15 protein-coding genes, 1 tRNA gene and 1 pseudogene are annotated in these 16,452 nt (G+C 66.2%); 8 read left to right on the top strand and 9 right to left on the bottom strand.

Annotation, left to right across the window (positions count from 1 at the left end; genetic code table 11):
• Positions 1–9: 9 nt before the first annotated feature.
• From ACTODO_RS03520 to ACTODO_RS03530, 3 genes are all read right to left on the bottom strand, one after another.
• Positions 10–810, bottom strand: a complete 801-nt coding sequence (locus ACTODO_RS03520) for an ABC transporter ATP-binding protein (protein WP_003791485.1) — start codon at positions 808–810, stop codon at positions 10–12.
• Entirely contained in the window at positions 807–1,835 is a 1,029-nt protein-coding gene (locus tag ACTODO_RS03525) for a FecCD family ABC transporter permease (protein ID WP_034511961.1), read from the bottom strand. Before ACTODO_RS03525 ends, ACTODO_RS03520 begins: the two co-directional genes overlap by 4 nt.
• Before the next feature lie 87 nt (positions 1,836–1,922).
• Positions 1,923–3,059 carry an ABC transporter substrate-binding protein gene (locus tag ACTODO_RS03530; RefSeq protein ID WP_003791489.1) on the bottom strand — a complete coding sequence of 379 codons (1,137 nt, stop codon included), beginning with the start codon at positions 3,057–3,059 and terminating at the stop codon, positions 1,923–1,925.
• 165 nt (positions 3,060–3,224) lie between these two features.
• Between ACTODO_RS03530 and ACTODO_RS03535 the strand changes: the two genes are divergently transcribed.
• The 8 genes and pseudogenes from ACTODO_RS03535 to ACTODO_RS03565 all read left to right on the top strand — a co-directional run.
• The gene (locus ACTODO_RS03535) at positions 3,225–4,514 is read left to right on the top strand and encodes an MFS transporter (protein WP_244262507.1); all 1,290 of its coding nucleotides are present in this window, start codon (positions 3,225–3,227) and stop codon (positions 4,512–4,514) included.
• A gap of 100 nt (positions 4,515–4,614) precedes the next feature.
• The gene (locus tag ACTODO_RS03540) at positions 4,615–5,547 is read left to right on the top strand and encodes a 5'-nucleotidase (RefSeq protein WP_003791493.1); all 933 of its coding nucleotides are present in this window, start codon (positions 4,615–4,617) and stop codon (positions 5,545–5,547) included.
• 100 nt (positions 5,548–5,647) lie between these two features.
• The gene (locus ACTODO_RS03545; protein ID WP_003791495.1) at positions 5,648–7,783 is read left to right on the top strand and encodes an ABC transporter ATP-binding protein; all 2,136 of its coding nucleotides are present in this window, start codon (positions 5,648–5,650) and stop codon (positions 7,781–7,783) included.
• Entirely contained in the window at positions 7,780–8,655 is an 876-nt protein-coding gene (locus ACTODO_RS03550) for an energy-coupling factor transporter transmembrane component T family protein (protein ID WP_208853681.1), read from the top strand. The genes ACTODO_RS03545 and ACTODO_RS03550 overlap by 4 nt, the downstream gene beginning before the upstream one ends.
• A 124-nt stretch (positions 8,656–8,779) precedes the next feature.
• A tRNA-Leu gene (locus ACTODO_RS03555) sits at positions 8,780–8,863 on the top strand.
• 223 nt (positions 8,864–9,086) lie between these two features.
• Positions 9,087–10,208 carry an IS256-like element ISAod1 family transposase gene (locus ACTODO_RS03560; protein ID WP_034511965.1) on the top strand — a complete coding sequence of 374 codons (1,122 nt, stop codon included), beginning with the start codon at positions 9,087–9,089 and terminating at the stop codon, positions 10,206–10,208.
• Between the two features lie 685 nt (positions 10,209–10,893).
• Positions 10,894–11,220, top strand: coding sequence for a hypothetical protein (locus tag ACTODO_RS10850; RefSeq protein WP_165478142.1), 327 nt, complete (start codon positions 10,894–10,896; stop codon positions 11,218–11,220).
• Between the two features lie 428 nt (positions 11,221–11,648).
• Positions 11,649–11,894, top strand: a pseudogene (locus tag ACTODO_RS03565) (LLM class flavin-dependent oxidoreductase); the annotation flags it as partial.
• Between the two features lie 36 nt (positions 11,895–11,930).
• Here ACTODO_RS03565 and ACTODO_RS03570 read toward each other — a convergent pair.
• From ACTODO_RS03570 to ACTODO_RS03585, 6 genes are all read right to left on the bottom strand, one after another.
• The gene (locus tag ACTODO_RS03570; protein ID WP_003791503.1) at positions 11,931–13,835 is read right to left on the bottom strand and encodes a heavy metal translocating P-type ATPase; all 1,905 of its coding nucleotides are present in this window, start codon (positions 13,833–13,835) and stop codon (positions 11,931–11,933) included.
• Positions 13,832–14,200 carry a Cd(II)/Pb(II)-sensing metalloregulatory transcriptional regulator CmtR gene (cmtR, locus tag ACTODO_RS03575; RefSeq protein ID WP_003791506.1) on the bottom strand — a complete coding sequence of 123 codons (369 nt, stop codon included), beginning with the start codon at positions 14,198–14,200 and terminating at the stop codon, positions 13,832–13,834. The genes ACTODO_RS03570 and cmtR overlap by 4 nt, the downstream gene beginning before the upstream one ends.
• Positions 14,201–14,288: 88 nt before the next feature.
• Positions 14,289–14,453 (bottom strand): hypothetical protein, encoded by a 165-nt coding sequence (locus ACTODO_RS10970; protein WP_003791507.1) that lies wholly within the window; start codon positions 14,451–14,453, stop codon positions 14,289–14,291.
• 9 nt (positions 14,454–14,462) lie between these two features.
• The gene (locus tag ACTODO_RS10975; RefSeq protein ID WP_003791508.1) at positions 14,463–14,744 is read right to left on the bottom strand and encodes a hypothetical protein; all 282 of its coding nucleotides are present in this window, start codon (positions 14,742–14,744) and stop codon (positions 14,463–14,465) included.
• Positions 14,745–14,747: 3 nt separating this feature from the next.
• The gene (locus ACTODO_RS10485; RefSeq protein ID WP_003791510.1) at positions 14,748–15,218 is read right to left on the bottom strand and encodes a hypothetical protein; all 471 of its coding nucleotides are present in this window, start codon (positions 15,216–15,218) and stop codon (positions 14,748–14,750) included.
• Positions 15,219–15,399: 181 nt separating this feature from the next.
• Positions 15,400–16,278 (bottom strand): recombinase family protein, encoded by an 879-nt coding sequence (locus ACTODO_RS03585; RefSeq protein ID WP_003791513.1) that lies wholly within the window; start codon positions 16,276–16,278, stop codon positions 15,400–15,402.
• Between the last annotated feature and the right edge of the window lie 174 nt (positions 16,279–16,452).

Genomic DNA, 16,452 nt, shown 5'->3' on the forward strand with positions numbered 1-16,452 from the left:
GTGACGGCGCTACTTATCTCCACTCAGTCGAACTGGGACGATCGCCTGCACGTCCTCTCCCTCGAAGGCGACGCTCCCGATCGCCACGTCCACGCCAAAGACGCGCGCGAGGGTGTCCGCATTCATGACGGAGGATGCCGGGCCGACCACGGCCTCGTGAGTGGAGGAGAAGAGCGCGACCTGGTCCGCGACGCGCAGGGCGTGTGCCGGGTAGTGCGTGTTCATGATGACGGCGAGGCCTCGGTCCCTCACAAGGCGCTCGAGGAGCCCCAGGACGATCAGCTGGTTGCGGAAATCGAGGCCGGTCTCCGGCTCGTCAAGTACGAGGACGCGCGGGTCGGCGACGAGGGCGCGGGCGATGAGGATCATCTGAAACTGGCCGCCCGACATGGTCGCGCAGGGCATCTCGGCCAGGTGGGAGGCACCCACCTCGTCGAGGACGTCGCGGGCCATGCGTTCCTCGCGCGCTCCGGGCTGTGTGAGGGTGCGCATGTGCGGGGCGCGCCCGACCGTCACCATCTCGAGGCCGGTGAGCGCCACGTTCGATGCGTTGCGGGCCTGCGGCACGTAGGACAGGACGCGGCCCAGCGCGCGGGTCGACATCGACGAAATGGGGGTGCCGTCGATGAGTGTGCGCCCGCTGTCCCACTTCTGCAGGCCGATCATGGTGCGCAGCAGCGTCGTCTTGCCGGCGCCGTTCGGACCCAGGATGGCCAGGAGCGAGCGCTCGGGCACCTCGAAGGACACGTTCGTCAGGATTGGGGAGGGTGCGCCCGGATAGGTGAAGGTCGCGTTTTCGATGCTGATCATCGCGCTCCTCCCGTTCGGCGCAGCAGCACGATAAAGAAGGGGGCACCGATGATGGCCGTCAGGATCGAAATGGGGATCTCCGAGGCCGACAGGGAACGCGCGAGCGTGTCGATGACGATCATGAGCGCCGACCCGAGTAGCAGCGACACGGGGATCACCGCGCGGTTGTTCTGTCCGCACAGCATGCGCGCGCAGTGCGGTACGAGCAGGCCGACCCAGCCGACCTGGCCGCACATCGAAATGACCGAGGCCGTGATGACTGTCGACGCGACGATGAGGATCGCGCGCATGAGGGAGACGTTGACGCCGGCGGAGCGGGCCTCGTCCTCTGAGAGGGAGAGGATGTTGAGCTGCCAGCGCAGCGCCACGATGACGATGACGCCCGCGATGATGAAGGGGGCGCCCAGCGCGATCTGGTGGTAGGTGACCGCGGCGAGCGAGCCCATCAGCCAGTAGGTGATCTCGGGAAGCTGGCTCGTCGGGTCGGCCGTCAGCTTGAGGAGCGAGAGGACAGCGTTCGCCAGGGCGGAGACGATGACGCCGCCGAGCACGAGCGTGATGACGTTGAAGGCGCCCGTGCGAGTGCGTGAAATCGCCGTCGTGAATGCCATCGTCGCCAGTCCCGCGACGAGCGCCGCGGCCTGCACTCCGATCAGGTTCCAGTCCAGCAACAGGGCGATGACCGCGCCGACGCACGTGCCCGCCGCGACGCCCAGGGTGTCCGGTGTGGCCAGGGGGTTGGAGAAGAGCGACTGGAACGAGGCGCCGGCAACCGACAGGCCCCCGCCGATCAGGATCGCCACGATGATGCGCGGCGCTCGCAGGTCAAACACGACCGAGTTGACGCGCGGGGGCACCGCCGGGCCACCCCAGAACCGCGCGCGCACCGCCGCGACCACGTCCTCCAGGGACACGGAAAAACGGCCGATGAGCATGGCTGCCGCCGCGCACACGACGATGAGGGCGATCAGCGTGGGGACCACCCACACACGCAGCCGCCCGTTCCTGGTCAGCACAGACTTCATGATGTCCTCTCCCCGACGCGCGCCGGGAGTAAAGCGCATAAGGGACCCCGGCCTCGTCGATAGGGGAGACGAGGCCGGGGCCGGGTATCAGGACGCGGAGTCCGGGTTGATGATGCGCTGAGCCTGCTCGTCCGTGAGCGTGAAGTTGTACATCTTCTGGTAGTAGTCCTTCGTCATCGACACGAGGTCAACGTCGGAGAACTGCTCCGGGTACAGGGAGGCGCCGATCCAGTTCGCCACGATCGGGGAATCCGGGTTGGGGGTGAACCAGTTCCACATGCCCAGGCCGGTGGAGTAGACGCGGCCGGACTTCACGGAGCTAAGGGTAGACAGGTCCACGCCCTCGACCGAGTTCGTCAGGACAGTGTTCGCCGTCATGTTCGACATGCCCTTGCCGGTGACGAGGAGGACCTGGGGATCCCACGTGAGGACCTGCTCAAAGGTGACGGGCGTGTGCGAGGTGTCGGTGTCGCGCGTGACGTTCGTGTAGTTCAGCGAGTCGGCCCACTCGTTGGTGAACCAGCCGTCCTTGCCGCCCGCGACCGCGAGCTGGCCGTCGGCAGCGCCCATGAGCACCATCGTCGAGACCTTCTGGTCGGCAGGAACCTTCGCGGTGCGGGCTCGGGCGTCGGCGACCAGGTCCTTGCCGAGCGCGATCTTGTCGGCCATGTGGCCGTCCTCGTTGAAGACGTCCTCGAGGAGCTCCATCCACTCCGCGTAGGTCTCCGAGGGGTTGCCCAGCGTCGTGAAGCCGACGGCCGGGATGCCGGCCTTGCGGAACATTTCGCCGTGTTCCTTGTTGAAGGCGTTGTAGAAGACGACGTCGACGTTCAGGTTCAGGAGGGCCTCGGCGTTGAGTTCACCCTTGTCGTAGTAGCTGGTGTCCACCTGCATCATTTCGGGCGCCATCTCGGCGGCGATCGTCTGGCTCATGGCCTTGACGCGGGCGGCGCTCATGCCCACCAGGTAGGGGGCCTTGCCGTCGAAGTAGGCCAGGTAGGTGGATTCGATCGGGATCTGGTCGATGGCGACGCGAGTGACCTTCTCGGGCAGGGTGACTTCGTTGCCCGCGTGGTCGGTGATGGTGCGTGTCGAGGCGGCCGGGGCCTCCTGGGTGGTCGCCCCCGATTGGCTGGTGGCGGAGCCGGAGCCGCCTGCGCAGGCGGTGAGGGCAAGGGTGGCGGTGGCCAGGATAGCGGTCAGGGTGGCGAGGCGTGTTTTCATTGCGTCCTCTCGTGTTTAGGGATTGCGAGGGATATGCTACACAAAATTAGGTGTTCCTCACAAGGGTGAGTGTGGCATTATGACACGGTGTTATATCCCGTCGGCACGACGGTCGGCTCACGTCGTCTGTTGACTGGCTACAAATGCCCGGCTACCCTCGTGGAAATGACTCGAGACACCTCCTCATCCGCGCTGGTTAGCGCCTCCGGACGCACCCTCACGTCGAACTGGTGGCGAGTGGTCGCGATGATCTGGAGCGGTCAGGCGTTTTCCATCATCACCAGCGGCGCGTCGGGATGGGCGATCGTCTGGCACGTCACCACAACCGAAGGATCTGCCCTCAAGCTCGCCATCGTCATGGCCCTCTCTCAGCTGCCCCTCGGCCTTCTGGCACCGCTGGGCGGGGTCGCCGCTGACCGCTATAACCGCCGCACCGTCATGATTATCTCGGACCTGGGTGCGGGTGGAATGTCGCTCGCGCTGGGGGCGCTGGCCTGGCTGGGACACGGGAGCTTCGCACTCATATGCCTCTTTGCTGCTCTGCGCAGCTGCTTCCAGGCCTTCCACTTCCCCGCGATGAGTGCGGCCATGCCGATGCTGGTCCCCGAGAAGCACCTCATGCGAGTCAACACCTTCGACCAGGCCGTGGGGTCCATCGCCAACATCGGTTCCCCCGCCATAGGCATCGCCCTGTACACCGCCTTCGGGCTTCCCTACACCCTGGGTCTGGAGTTCGTCGGAGCGCTCCTGGCGGTCGCCGGCCTGGCGCTTGCGACGATTCCCTCCGTCGAGGCTGAGATGCCCCCAACCATCATGGGGCAGATTCGCGAGGGCTGGCGCGCGCTCAGTGTCAACGTTGGTCTCGTCTACCTCATCGTCGCCCTCACGGCCGGCATGATGGTGTTTGAAGCGCTCGCGGTGGTCTACCCGCTCATGGCGCAGCAATACTTCGGAGCCGACGGGGCAATGGTGTCCGTCGCCGAGGCGATCACCGGGACGTGCATGCTGGTCGGCGCGGTCTTCATGATGGCGTGGGGCGGGGGCAAACGCCTCGCGCTGCTCATCAGCGCCACGACCGTCGTCGTCGGCCTCCCCTTCGCCGCCGTCGGCCTGCTCCCGCGCGGCGGCTTCTGGGCCTTCGTCGCCCTCATGGGATTCGGCTGTATCTTCCTGGCGTGGTTCCACGCCCCCCTGATGACCCTCATCCAGAGGCATGTCGGGGAGGATAAGGTTGGTCGCGCGCTCGGGTTCTTCCAGCTGATGCTCGGGCTCGCGATGCCCGTCGGTATGGTCCTGGGCGGTGCCTTCGCCGAGAAGATGGGAGGCCCCGTGCTCTTCACCGCCTCCGGCGTCTTCTTCTGCGTACTCGGTGCCGCTATGTATGCCATCCCCCGCATCCGCGACCTCGACACCCCCGTGCCCGCCGCTCTTCCTCTCGACGACGAGGACGCGTAGACCCCGCGCGCGCCCCTTTCCCCAGAGCCGCAGGTGTGCACGGCCAGCTATACCCTGTCTCTCAAGGGAAGGAGTATCTGTGAGCGGAAGGAGAGATGCGATGCCCGGCAGTCTTGATCTGGAGCGCGCCCTCGTTATTGGTGTTGCCTCCAGCGCCCTCTTCGACCTGTCGGAGTCGGACGCCGTATTCCGCAACGAGGGCGAGGAGAAGTACCGCGCGTATCAGCGCGAGAACCTCGATGAGATCCTAGAACCGGGGGTTGCCTTCCCCTTCATCCGGCGCCTCCTAGACCTCAACGACCTCTCCGAGGACGAGCGCCTGGTCGAGGTGGTCATCCTGTCGCGCAACGACCCCGAGACGGGGCTGCGGGTCATGCGATCGGTCAAGCATCACGGGCTGGACATCACGCGCGCTATCTTCATGCAGGGGCGAGCACCGTACCAGTTTATGGGGCCGCTGCACATGTCCCTGTTCCTCTCGGCCAACGAAAACGACGTACGTGAGGCTATCTCCTTGGGGTTCGCTGCCGGACGCGTTGTGGGGCGCGCGGTGGCCGACGATGGGGGCACCGACCTGCGCATCGCCTTCGACTTCGACGGAGTGCTGGCCGACGATTCGGCCGAGCGCGTGTATCAAAGCGGCGGTCTGGCAAGGTATCAGGAAAGCGAGAGTGCCCTGGCCAAGGTGCCGCTCTCGCGCGGCCCAATGGCAGATTTCCTGCAGAAGATCAACCGGATTCAAGGGCTAGAGGACGTCAGAAGAGCCGATGATCCGGAGGGCTACAAGCGTCGGGTGCGCGTCGCGGTCGTCACTGCCCGCAGCGCCCCCGCCCACGAGCGGGCGATCAACTCGATCCGAGGGTGGGGCTTGAGCGTCAATGATGCGTTCTTCCTGGGAGGCATCGACAAGGGCCCGATTCTCGAGGTGCTACAGCCGCACATTTTCTTCGATGACCAGCGCCGCAACGTGGATGGGGCGGCTCGCGTTACCCCGAGTGTCCACATCCCCTTCGGGGAGCTGAATGGGGCGTGAGAGGTCGAAGCGCACGCGGTATGTTCAGACTAGTCAAGCAACGCGAGGGGTGTCCGGCCCGGCGGTCGCAGATGTGGGCGGGGCCTGGGAGACTAGACACATGAGCTCATCCGCGCGCGATGCCCGCCGCCTCACCCCCGTTGAGGTGGCGACCGCTGGCGCGCTCTCGGGCCTGGCCGTCACCTTCGGCCTCATCGCCGCGGTCACCCCCGTCTTTCAGCTGTTCTTTCAGGTCGCGACGGCCGTCCCTCTCGCCATGGTCTCCCTTAAACTGCGGCCCCGAGCCGCGTTCGCGGCCTTCGCCTCGACGATCCTCCTGGCCATCGCCGTCGGTGGCGTCGCCACGGCAGGCCGCTCCTTCCAGGCAGCCCTCGTCGGCCTCATCATCGGATTCCTCCACAAGAAGCGCGCCTCCTGGCTCCCCGTCTCCGGGGTCGCCGCCGGCCTCGGCGTCGTGTGGGGCATCGGTACCGGCATCGCCTTTTGGATCCTGTCCGACCTGCGCACCCTCGGCCTTGAAAGCATCCAGAAAACACTCAATGGCTTCCTCATACTCGTTGGCCGTATCCCCTATTCGGGTGCCGTTGTCGATGCCGGCCATCTGCTCGGCCAGTGGTTCGTCGACTGGTGGTGGATCTGGATCCCCATCACCCGCTTCATCGGTGTGGGCTTCCTGGTCCTCGCGGCCCGGTGGCTCCTCGGCGCTATCCTCAGCCGCATCTCCCTCGATGCGGGCTGGGACCCGCTCCTGGACGCAGCCGCCAGCTCGGCGGACCCGCGTGAAGGGGCCGAGGCCTCGTCCCCCCTGCCCCTCACCCTCACCGACGTCGACTTCACCTACCCGGGCGCCGACCACCCCGCCCTGCGCGGCGTCACGCTGAGCCTCGAGCGGCCTGAATTCACGGTCATCGTCGGGCATAACGGCTCGGGCAAGTCCACCCTGGCCCTCCTCCTCGCGGGTGCTGAACCCGGTTCTGGGACGCGCGAGGGTGGCGGCGTCCTTGGGGCTGTCGGTGGGACCGCACTCGTGGGACAGCGCTCTGAACTCCTTGTTCTCGGACAGAGTGTCTCCGAAGATGTCACCTGGGGCATGAACGCCGAGCATATCGCCGGCCTCGACCTCGATGAGCTGCTCGAGCGCGTCGGCCTCGCGGGCCTCGCCGATGCGGACCCGCGCTCTCTGTCCGGCGGGCAGCTTCAGCGCCTCGCGCTCGCGGGTGCCCTCGCGCGCTCCCCGCGCCTGCTCATCTCCGATGAATCCACCGCCATGATCGACCGCGCGGGCCGCGCCGAGATGCTTGACCTCCTCGCCTCCCTGCCCGCGCGCGGCATCGCCGTCGTCCACATCACCCACGACCCCGCCGAAAGCGCGCGCGCCGACCGCGTCGTCACGATCGACGGTGGGCGCATCCTCTCCGACCGCCGCGCGGGGGAGGGGAGCGCCGCCGCGGACGGGCTTCGCATCGACGGGGCCGGGGATCCTCCAGTTTCCCCCGCCCCCGATGCGCCGACTGTGTCTTCTGTGGCGGGCGCGCCCACCCTCATTAAGGCCGCCCACCTGTGGGCCGACCGTGTCGCCCACACCTACGACCTCGGCACCCCCTGGGAGAAGCCGGTCCTGCGCGACGTCAGCCTCATCCTCGACCCCGGCCAGGCCATGCTCATCACCGGGGACAATGGTTCGGGTAAGACGACGCTCTCACGCGTCCTCACCGGCCTGCTCGTCCCCACCTGGGGTCGCGTTACCCTCGGCGGGCGTCCCATGGAGCGCTGCGTCGGCGATGTTGCGCTCTCCATGCAGTTCGCGCGCCTCCAGCTTCAGCGCCCCTCCGTGCGCTCCGACATCCTCGCCGCCGCCGGTCATGGGCCGCGCATCGGCACCGGATCTGTGCATCGCAAGGGTGCCATCAGCCGCGAGGAAGGCGACCGCATCGTCGCTGAGGCCATGGAACTGGTCGGCCTTGACCCGGCCCTGGCGACGCGCGGCATCGACGACCTCTCCGGCGGGCAGATGCGCCGCGTCGCCCTCGCCGGGCTGCTTGCTTCCCACCCGAGCGTCCTCATCCTCGACGAGCCCATGGCCGGTCTCGACGCGGCCTCGCGCGACCTGCTCATCTCCGTCCTGGACGAGCGCCGGCGCGCCGGCCTGTCCATCCTCGTCATCTCCCACGACCTCGAAGGCATGGACTCCCTGTGCGACACCCACGGACGCCTTGCCGAGGGGGTGCTCTCATGATGGAACCCCACTCCGCCTGCGGGGCGACCGGCCCCGGCGGCGGCGCCAGCGAGGGTCGATTCTCGAGGACCCCTCCCGGCCTCGGCGAAGTACCCCCGCGCCCGAAGCCCCGGCGAAGCGCGGGCTTCCCCCTGCCTCGGCCACTGCCCTGGCCGACGCCACTGTCGCGCGCCTGGCCCGGCACCCTTATCGCCTGCTGGACCGTGCTCACCACGTGCGTGATCCTGTCGCCGCGCTGGTCGACGCTCGCGATCGTGGGAGGCCTCCTCCTCGTTGCCTCGCTAGTCGTCCGTCTCCCCCTCAGCGTCGCCCCGCGTCCGCCCATGTGGTTCGTCTCCGGTTTTATCGGCGGCTGTCTCGGTGCTTGGCTGGGGGATGGCCTCGAGCTCTTCCTGCGTGTCTCCACCCTGGCGCTCGTCGTCCTGTGGGGATCTGGGCTCATCGCTTGGGTGACGCCGACCGCCTCGCTCGCGGACGCTCTGCGTTTCTTCCTGCGGCCCTTGCGGCTGCTGGGGGCGCCGGTCGATCAGTGGTCGCTCGTCATGGCCTCCGCCCTGCGAGGCCTGCCGATGCTGCGAGATCAGGCGCAGGCGGTGCTCGATACCGCCAAGCTGCGCCTCGGACAGGACATGGCGGCGCTGTCGCTGCGCGGTTCCGCTCGCTTGAGCGTCGACGTCATTACTGCGATCCTGTCGGCCACCTCCCGCGGCGCGGCCGAAACCGGGCGCGCGATGTCTATGCGTGGGTCCATTGAGGCTCAGGATGGTGCGACTCGTGGGGCGCGCGTTCGACTCGGATGGGTGGATGCTGCTGTGATCGCTGCGAGCCTGTTGGGTATCGCTGGCATCGTTGCGTGCAGGTTGATGCCGTAGTATGCAGGTCGCATCTTTCGGCGAAATAGCGCGGTTTAATCTAGGTTGTACAGGGGCTTGTGCCCTGGGTCATACGGCGCTGATTTGACGCGGGGGGTGTGGTGCCCCTATTCTTTCTGGGTACGCGCGAGTGGCGGAATAGGCAGACGCGCACGGTTCAGGTCCGTGTTCCAGTGATGGAGTGGGGGTTCAACTCCCCCCTCGCGCACGATGAAACCGCAGATCCTTTGAGGATCTGCGGTTTTTGTTTGGGTTATAGGACAAAACGTGTTGGTTTTTGGGCTGTCTTTCGTTGCTACAAAGCCGAAAGGTGGGGGTTGGACTCGTTGTGACTTGAGTTCTTGGTTGGCCAGGTCGTGTTGGTTTTATCCCGGTTTTTGATTGATATTCCGCGGTAAGGTCGGGGTTTGAATCGGCTTGGATTTGGGGGGATGGGAAATCCTCGATGCAAAATCTGTGGTGGCACGACGCAAAAATGGGGCTCAACTCGAGCAGGTAGGCCAAGGTTCCGCTGTCTTGCGTGTAGGGCAAGCCAGTCTCGGCGTAACGATAGCCGTGCCCGGCATTTCAGTGCGTTTTTAGACTTCGTCACCGGCAAATACACCCTGGCCGATTACGGGCCCAAGGGACGCACCATACGACGGCGTAACGAACCATTTTGGCATCTATGGCCAGTTTCTCCATTGGTTGACGAGGTTAACCATGTGATCTTTGTTGACGGAATCTACCTGTCCCACAAGCTGGTGGTTCTTATTGCCTGCACCAAGACCCATGTGCTTGGCTGGTACGTGGCCAAGGGTGAGACCACCCGCGCCTGGCAAGCACTGATGTCTAGGATCGCGACCCCAGATGTTGTCGTGTGCGATGGTGGGCAAGGCATCGCCAGCGCGGTGAAGACCACCTGGCCTACCACCCGGATCCAACGCTGTGTCTTTCACGCCTATAGCGCGGTCAAGCGTAAGACCACCACCCGGCCACGCACTCAGGCAGGTGTTGATCTCTACAGTCTTGCTCAGGCCTTGCTCGAGGTCACTACCTTTGACCAGGCAGTGGCATGGATGAGCAAACTCGCCACCTGGAACACCACCTACAAGGAATTCCTAGCCCAGCGCACCCGGCTACCAGACGGACGTTGGGTTGCCACCCATGCCCGGCTGATCCAGGACAAGAACTCCCTCAACACGCTGGTCAAACAAGGCACGCTGTTTACCTACCTCGATCCCGCCCTTGACCTTAAAGGTGACCCCATTGCCAGGACGTCGAACCTGATCGAGGGCGGGATTAATACCCAACTACGCTGCGTGCTACGAGCCCACCGTGGCATGAGTCTTAATCACCAGGTCAAGACCATGTTGTGGTGGTGCTACCTGCACACCGAGTTCCCTGCCACCCCAGCACACATCCTTAAAACCGCGATCACCGACCAACAGATCATTGACCAATTCGACAAGGCCAGCCACCGCGCCCAAGCACAAGCCAAGATCGACAGGTGGGGAACCGCAGTTAACTGGACCGACTTCCACCACAGCAGAACCTGGCACGAAACCTACTAAACCGAAACCAACACGTTTTGACCTATAAGCCTTGCTTGTGGTCCCACGGGTGTTCCGGGCACCGCGTGGGGCCGGGCTGCTTTGTGTGCCCGTGGGCGGCGACCTGCCCGCTCGCCGTCCGCGCTGCGAGCCTTCGGCTCGGCGCGTCGCCTCGAAGCCCGGCCAGGCCCCGCCACCGCCCACGGGCACCGCAGCCTGGCCCGCCGCTTCCTGGGGGCGTCATGGGGGTCTCGCGTGTTGAGTTTTTGGGGTGCTCGGGTGCGTGTTGTTACAAACGTCGTCAATCCAAGGTGTTTTTCGTGTGGCTTTCTGCCCCGTTGTTACGAACGTCGTCAATCCGAGGGCTTTTTCGCTGAAAATGGCGGTTTTGGGCTTAGATTGACGATGTTTGTAACAGGGGTTCTCGCGGGGTGATTGGAATCGCGTTGGTTTGACGACGTTTGCAACATTGGCCGCCCACTGGTCCCCCGGCCGGGTCCCGCGCCTCGAAGCGTTCCCTATCCTCAGTTTCGCATGCAATTCCCTGACACCTGCAGTTCGTCACTTAGTGAAAAGCCCGGAATTTCAACGATTACGTTTCAAAGCATGAAGTGTACGTGGGGGAATTGCATACGAATATGTGCCGATCGGATCCCACCGCCACCCATGGGTGGCGCCGCCTGGCCCTGTTGACCAGGTGGGCCGGTTGTCTGAAACCGTCATTGCCTTTGCGGGTGCCGGCCGAGCCTCGACTGAAACCGTCGTCGCCTTTGCGGGTGAGAAATGGGTGTTCTTGGTGCAGTTTTCGGGTGCAGAGGTGATGGTGGTTTCAATGGTTGCTGTTCAGGGGCGCGCAGTGGTGTTGTCGGTTTCAACGTCGCCATCTTGTCGTGCCTCGTGCGCGAAGAAGTTCGCCCTGCTTGGTCTGGTGGTGGGCGTGAGCGCGAAAAAAGTTCGCCCTGCACGCTCAAAACACCCCAAAATTGGCGTTTCTACGCTTGCTGGGCGAACTTTTTCGCGGAAATGCTGCTGAAGGGGCCGTGCTGGGCGAGTTTTTTCGCGCCAATCGGCCCTGCGCCCAGGTCTTGTAGGCGACGTGGCGCACGAGGCTGGCTGCGGTGGGGGTTTTGCAGCATTAGAAGCTGGTTGGCGGCGTGTCGCCGGCGTGTCGTACCTCTAATGACGCCATTTCCCCCGTTTGGTGGCGGCCCGGCCGATCCACCACCAGGTGGGTTAACGTGCGCGTGAACGGGCCCAGGTGGCCACATGCCGGGTTTAGGCCGCCACCCATCGGGTTAACGTGCGGATTGGAGGGCCCATGTGCGCGTATCGGGTCCGCGTGCGCGTGAAAGGTCCTTCATGTCAGCTCGGTGCCCGCTGCCGGACACTGGCAGCCCGCATATCTCGCATCCCACACCCCATATAGTTGAAGATTCAATCGCAGCCCCATAGGCTGAACCCATGAAATACTTCGGATTCCTAAGCTTCGGCCACTACTCGAACGGTGGCCGCCACGGCATCACCGCGGCCCAGTCCCTTCATCAGGCGATCGACCTGTCCGTCGCCGCAGATGAGCTTGGCGTCAACGGCGCCTTCTTCCGCGTCCACCACTTCGCCGCGCAGGCGGCCGCGCCCATGCCGCTCCTCTCCGCCATCGCCTCGCGCGCGAAGGCCATCGAGGTGGGCACGGGTGTCATCGACATGCGCTAGCGCATGTCTGAGTTATGGCGTTGGACGGAATACCTATTGCTTGCGGGCACGCGCAGCCCGCAGTCCGTTGGCGATGACGACGACTTCGGCGACCTCGTGCACGAGGACGACCGCTGCCAGGCCGAGCACGCCGGTGATCGCCAGCGGCAGCAGCACAGTGATGATCGCCAAGGACAGCACGATGTTCTGGTTGATGATCCTGCCGCCGCGGCGGGCGTGGCGCAGAGCCTGAGGGATGAGGCCGAGGTCGTGGCCGGTGAAGGCGACGTCGGCGGACTCGATCGCGGCGTCGGAGCCGGTCGCGCCCATCGCGATGCCCACGGTCGCCCCGGCCAGGGCGGGCGCGTCGTTGATGCCGTCGCCGATCATCGCGGTCGGCGACGTCTCCGAGAACCTGGCGACGATGCGAGCCTTATCCTCGGGACGCAGCTCGGCGTGCACGTCGCCGATCCCGGCCAGCTTCGCCAGCGCAGCAGCGGTGCGGGAGTTGTCGCCGGTGAGCATGCTCACCTCGACACCCTGGTCGCGTAGGGTCCGCACGACCTCGGGGACCTCGGGGCGCAGCTCGTCGCGGACGCCGATCGCCCCGGCCAGGAAGCCGTCGACGGTGACGAGCACGCAGGTCTGCCCCTCGGCCTCCAGGTCCTCGACCCGGGCCTTGAGCGGACCGGCGTCGATCCAGCGCGGACTGCCCACCGCCACCCTGCGGCCGTCGACCAGGCCACCGATGCCGTGCCCGGCCTCCTCGGCCACGTCCTGCGCGGCGGGGGTTCCCCGGCCCGCGGCGGCGATGGCGGCGGCGAGTGGGTGCGTCGAGTGCTGCTCCACGGCGGCAGCCCAAGCAAGCACCTGCGCATCGTCGAACCCATGGGCGGCGACGATGGCGGTTACCTCGGGCCGGTTGCGGGTCAGAGTGCCGGTCTTGTCCACGGCCAGGTGCCGGATGCCGCCGAGGCGCTCGAAGGCGGCCCCGCTCTTGATGACGACGCCGAACTTGGTCGCCGCGCCGATCGCGGAGACCACGGTGACGGGCACCGCGATCGCCAGCGCGCAGGGGCTGGCCGCGACGAGGACGACCAGGGCGCGGGTGATCCAGGTCTCCGGGTCGCCGAGCAGGGACCCGAGCACGCCGACGAGGACGGCGAGGACCATCACGCCGGGCACCAGCGGGCGGGCGATCCGGTCAGCGATCCGGGCTCGGTCGCCCTTCTCGGCCTGGGCCTGCTCTACCAGTTCCACGATCGTGGTCAGCGAGTTGTCGGTGCCCGCGGCGGTCGCCTCGACCTCCAGCACGCCGGCGCTGTTGATCGCGCCCGCCGACACCGCTTCTCCGGGCGCGACCTCGACCGGGATTGATTCACCGGTGATCGCCGAAGTGTCCAGGCTTGACCGGCCCGAGCGGACCAGCCCATCGGTCGCGACCCGCTCGCCAGGGCGGACCAGCAGCACGTCGCCGACGGCGATCTCCCTGGCCGGGACCGAGGTGGAGGTCCCGTCGCGCAGCACGGTCGCGGTCTCCGGCACGAGCTTCAGCAGCGCGCGCAGCCCGCCGCGGGCGCGGTCCATCGCCTTGTCCTCCAGGGCCTCGGCGATCGAGTAGAGGAACGCCAGCGCGGCCGCCTCCTCGACGTAGCCGAGGATCACCGCGCCTACGGCGCTGATCGTCATCAGCAGCGCGATACCGAGCTTGCGCTTCACAACGAGATTCCGGATCGCACCGGGCACGAACGTGTACGCGCCCAGCAGCAGGCCCGCCCAGAACGCGACCAGCGCCGCGATGTGCAGCCCCGACCACTCCAGCGCCAGGCCGGTGCCGAACGCGACGCCGGAGAGGATCGGCACGACCAGGCCGGGATCACGCCACCACGGGCGCTCTGCCTCCTCTGCCTCGTCCGCGGGGCTGGTCGTCGGCTCGTCGCAGCCGCAGGCGGCGCTCACGAGGCGTCCCCCGAACTGCTCGCGGCGCAGCAGCTCGGAACCGAGCAGGCCGGGTCGATGCACGGCGCGCTCTCGTCCACGGCGAGGGTCACATCGACCAGTGCCGTCAGCGCCGCGGCCAGGTGCGGGTCGGCGATCTCGTAGCGAGTCTGGCGGCCCTCGGGCTCGGCGACCACGATCCCGCAGTCGCGCAGGCAGGTCAGGTGGTTGGACACGTTCGAGCGGGTCAGCCCCAGCTCGCGCGAGAGCACCGCGGGGTGGCTCGGGCTGTCGAGCAGGGACATCAGGATGCGGGAGCGCGTCGGGTCGGCCATGGCCCGGCCGAGCCGGTTCATGACGTCAAGACGCGAAGCAATGGTCAGCATGCACTGAACTATACAGCAGCCGCTGACCTAATGTCCAGTTGTCGCGGCTGCCGCACGCGCTGCGCGCGCTTGCCCTCGTGAGGCGTGATCACCTCTTGCGCCAGCGGGGCCACTTCGGCATCCCGCGGCCCTTCCAGGTCTCCACGAGACCCGCAACCCAGCGGACGGACGCGAAGAGCCCGTAGCCGGCCCCGGCGAGGCCAGCGCCGACCACGAGCCACCGGCCGATGCCGAGCCACACGCTCCCGTCCACGTCCAGCGCTCACTGAACACCCGTGATGAGCCCGGCGATGCCCATCCAGAGACCGGCGACGACCACGGCCACCGGCAGGAGAACGAGGCACATCGCGGCGGCGGCGGACCAGAGCTGTCGCGCCTCCAGCTTCGCCGTCGCGGCGATGATCCGCTCCGCCCGCGCGTTCGAGGCGTCGAGGCTCGCGATCATCGTGGCCGAAGCCTCCCCGGCGACCTGCTCGACAGCCTTCTGGACCCGTTCCTCGGTGCGCTTCTCGATCCGCTGGACCGCGCCGCCGACCTGGCTCACGAGCTACTGGTTCGCTGTGACCTGCGCCTTCAGACCCTCAATCGCCGAGGCTGTAGCCGTGCGATTCTTCTGCGCCTCCGCGACCAAGCTCTGCGACGCAGCGTTCAAGCTCTCGCTGTTAAGACTCTGCGCGAACTCGCCGAGCGTGCTCGCGATCTCGTTCTGCCTGCTCTCGATACTCGCGATCCTCGCGGACACGTCGCTGGAGGGCGAGGAGGTCGACGCCGGGGCCGTGATCCGCTCCAGCCGCCTCGTCGTCTCCTCGTCCATGACCTTCACGAACCCCGCGAGCTTCTTCTGCTGTTCGGTCAGCGTAGCGATCCTCGTGTTCTGCGCCTCGACGGCGGCGAGGATCGAGGTCAACAGCTCCATCGTCTCCGGACTGCCGAGCTGCTGCTGCGACTGCTCGGGCTCGTTCTGCTGCTTCAGCCTGTCGAGCGCGGATGCGCGGGGAACGTCGATAACGACAGACATCCGAAGTCCTCAGACATGAGTATCTTCCGGTTCCCCGCCACGGTACTTGGGCTGCTTGACCGGCTACTCATCCGGGAGCAGAACCCCGCGCTTCTAAGTCGCGGCCCCGGTGGGATCTTCTTGTCTGCAACCATTCTCCCACGAGTCGTCTCACCATTGCAATGACGAGTCGGCTCATGAGTCAGTCGCGACGCGGCTCTATCCGAATCAGGTCGGGGTCGAATTTCACGTGACCGGGCGTGATGGGCTCGATGGTCACCGTCACCAGCTCGTCCACGAGCATCCGGCGGCGGTCCACGTCCAACACCTTCCACTTCGCCTCGACCACCTCGCGGCGCTCCGCGGTGCCGACCGGCTCCTCGACGTCCGCGAGCAGCTTCGCCGCCGCCGACACCGAACGGTCGAGCAGCTCCGCGTCGATCTCGTCGATGCGGGCCTTCACGTCGTTGATCGCTGCCGTTATCTCCAGGACCGGCTGATGGATGTCGCGCAGCAGCGGGCTCAGCTCCTTCACCCGATCGACCAGGGCGTTCCGCTCCGTCAGCAGCTCCTCGCGATCCGGCCCATCGTCCTCCTGTGGCATCACGAGGTCGTGCACGTCCACCGAGGACAGACGCGTGAGCACCGCCTCGGTGACCATCGCATCGACGGGCTCGCGCTGGTGGGTGAGATGGAACTGCTCGCCGCAGCGGTACGTCGGCTGCTTGCGGCTGTTCGTCCCCGAGACGAGCGTTGCGCCGCACTTCCCGCACAGCCCGATCGTGGACAGGAGATACTTCGGCTGGTTCCCCTGCCTCGCCGACCTCCGCACGTTGTCCTCCAGCTTCGCCACCGCGGCCCGCCACGTCTGCTCGCCGACGATGGGCGGGAACGCCTCGCCCTGAACCGGGTACAGCTCGCCCGACGCGTAGTGCTTGATGTAGCCACAGTAAAGCGGGTTCGCGAGCAGGTAGCGCACAGCATCGACGGAGAACTCCGACCCACGTGCGGTGAAGTGACCGGCGCTGTTCAGGTCCGTGTTCCAGTGATGGAGTGGGGGTTCAACTCCCCCCTCGCGCACGATGAGATCACAGATCCTTCGGGGTCTGCGATTTTTGTTTTTCGCCGTGTGTGGTGGTGGCGCGCTCGGGCAGGCGACGTGCTCCCCGAAGGGGTAGTGGTGGGGTGCCTTGGCTGGCACGGCTAGTGTTTTGGAGGTGGGCGCTGCACCCTTTAGGGGGCGCTGCACCCGATC

The organism is Schaalia dentiphila ATCC 17982 (assembly GCF_000154225.1).
Taxonomy (GTDB): domain Bacteria; phylum Actinomycetota; class Actinomycetes; order Actinomycetales; family Actinomycetaceae; genus Pauljensenia; species Pauljensenia dentiphila.